We start from the raw sequence: 2,098 nt of genomic DNA, 5'->3' as shown, positions 1-2,098 counted from the left end.
CCGCTGCCGATGCCGCCGCTGGCGCCGAGGCCGAGGCCGAGGCCGATGCGCCGCCGGCGCCCCAGCTTTCGCTGCGCCGCCAGCGCCGCACCACGCTGACCTCGGCCATCAGCTTGATGGTGCGCAGCAGTTCCTCGGTGATCTGCGCGTGTTCGGGATGGCCGGGACCGGACGGCTTGGCCAGCACCGCCAGCGCGCCGGCCTCCAGCACGCGGAAGTTGTCCGCCACCTCGTGCGCGACCGGACTGGAGGTGACCATCACGATGCGGGTCGGGCAGGTCTCCATGATCATCCTGGTGGCGGCAAAGCCGTCCAGCCGCGGCAGGTGGATGTCCATGGTGATGACGTCCGGCCGCAGGCGCGCCGCCGCCTCCACCGCCTGCTCGCCGTCGGCCACCACGCCGATCACCTCCAGCGCCGGATCGGAATTGAGCAGGTAGGCCAGCAGCTCGCGCGCCACCGGCGAATCGTCCACCACCAGGACCCGGATCAAGGGCGTCAGCGGGCTATTCATCGCAGCAACCTGCGCACGGTGGCCAGCAGATTGTTCTGCTCCAGCCCCTGCTTGGCGATGTAGGCGCTGGCGCCGACGTCGACGCCGCGTTCGCGGTGCTCGCGCGAGGCCAGCGAGGTCACCAGCACCACCGGCAGCCCGGCCAGCTGGCGGTCGGCGCGGATGCTGGCGGTCAGGTCGAAGCCGTCCATGCGCGGCATCTCGACGTCCGACACCACCAGGTCGTAGCCGCCGCCGCGCAGCGCGCTCAGCGCGTCGACGCCGTCGACCGCCACCGTCACCCGGTAGCCGCCCACCTCCAGCATGTTCTTGAGCAGCGCGCGCGAGGTGATCGAATCCTCCACCACCAGCAGCTGCTGGCGCGCCGCCTGCGCCGCCGGCGCCGGCAAGGGCGCGCCGCCCACGCCCGCGCCGAGCGCCGACTTCAGCAGGTCGGCCACGTGCAGGATGGGCACCACCTGGCCCGCCCCCAGCACGGTGGCGCCGGCGATATTGGGCACCCGCCGCAGCTGCGGCCCCAGGCCCTTGACCAGCACCTCCTGCTCGCCCAGCACCGCGTCCACCAGGCAGGCCATGCGGCGGCTGCCGCTGGTCAGCAGCGCCAGCGTCAGATAGCCGGACGACGCCGACGGCGCGGCCAGCCCCAGCACGCGCCACAGCTGCACCAGCGCCAGCACCTCGCCCTCCAGCACCACGGTCGGATGGCCCTCGACGCTCTGCACCGATTCCGGCAGCACGCGCGCGACCCGCTCGACATTGCGCGACGGCAGCACGAACTGGCGCCCGGCCGCCGTCACCAGCAGGCCGCGAAAGGTGGCCAGCGTGGCCGGCAGCACGATGCGGAAGCGCGTGCCGCCGCCCGGCGCCGCCTCGGCCGCCACGCTGCCGCCCAGCTTCTCGGCCTTCTCGCGCACGATCGCCAGCCCCAGGCCGCGCCCGGACAGGTCGGTCAGCATGGCGCTGGTCGACACGCCGGACTCGAACACCAGCGCCAGCATCTGCGCCGTGCTCAGCGCCGCGCCGGCCTCGGGCGCCAGCAAGCCCTCGCGCACGGCGCGCTCGCGCACCTGCAGCGGATCGATGCCGCGGCCGTCGTCGCTGACCAGCAGCTCGACCTTGTCGCCGTCGCGCGGCAGCACTTCGATCGCCAGCCGCGCGCGCTCCGGCTTGTGCGCCAGGCGGCGCTCGGCCGGGGTCTCGATGCCGTGGTCGATCGCGTTGCGCAGCAGGTGCACCAGCGGATCGCGCATCTGCTCGAGGATGCGGCGGTCGATCTCGATCGCCGCGCCGTCGATGCGCAGCTCGACTTCCTTGCCGCTGTCGTGGGCCAGGTCGCGCACCAGGCGCGGCGCCATTTCCAGCAGCGTGGAGAACGGCAGCATCAGGGTGCGCTTCATGTCCTCCAGCAGATTGTCGACCATGCCGGCCAGCGCGCGCCGCTCCTGCCAGGCGCTGCGCTCGATCTGCACGAAGCGATCGCTGATGGTCTTGGCCAGCAGCGCGTCGCGCTCGACCGCCTCCAGCAGGCGCTCCGGCGGCGGCCCCTTGCGGGTGGCGCCGGCCGCGCCGGCCGCGCCGTGGCGG

General features: G+C 73.5%; 2 protein-coding genes. Both read right to left on the bottom strand.

The features are described 5' to 3' along the window. Window positions 1-514: response regulator (locus V6M89_RS30355; RefSeq protein ID WP_332856709.1), on the bottom strand; the 514-nt coding region annotated here is incomplete at its 3' end. Then, window positions 511-2,098, bottom strand: a 1,588-nt coding sequence (locus tag V6M89_RS30350; protein ID WP_332856708.1) for a hybrid sensor histidine kinase/response regulator, incomplete at its 5' end; no start/stop codon positions are given. The genes V6M89_RS30355 and V6M89_RS30350, both read right to left, overlap by 4 nt.

The organism is Duganella sp. S19_KUP01_CR8, from assembly GCF_036688705.1.
In the GTDB taxonomy this organism is placed as follows: Bacteria; Pseudomonadota; Gammaproteobacteria; order Burkholderiales; family Burkholderiaceae_D; genus Rugamonas.
The sequence above is the reverse complement of the archived record's forward strand: the minus strand, read 5'-3'. Positions and strand labels throughout refer to the sequence as shown.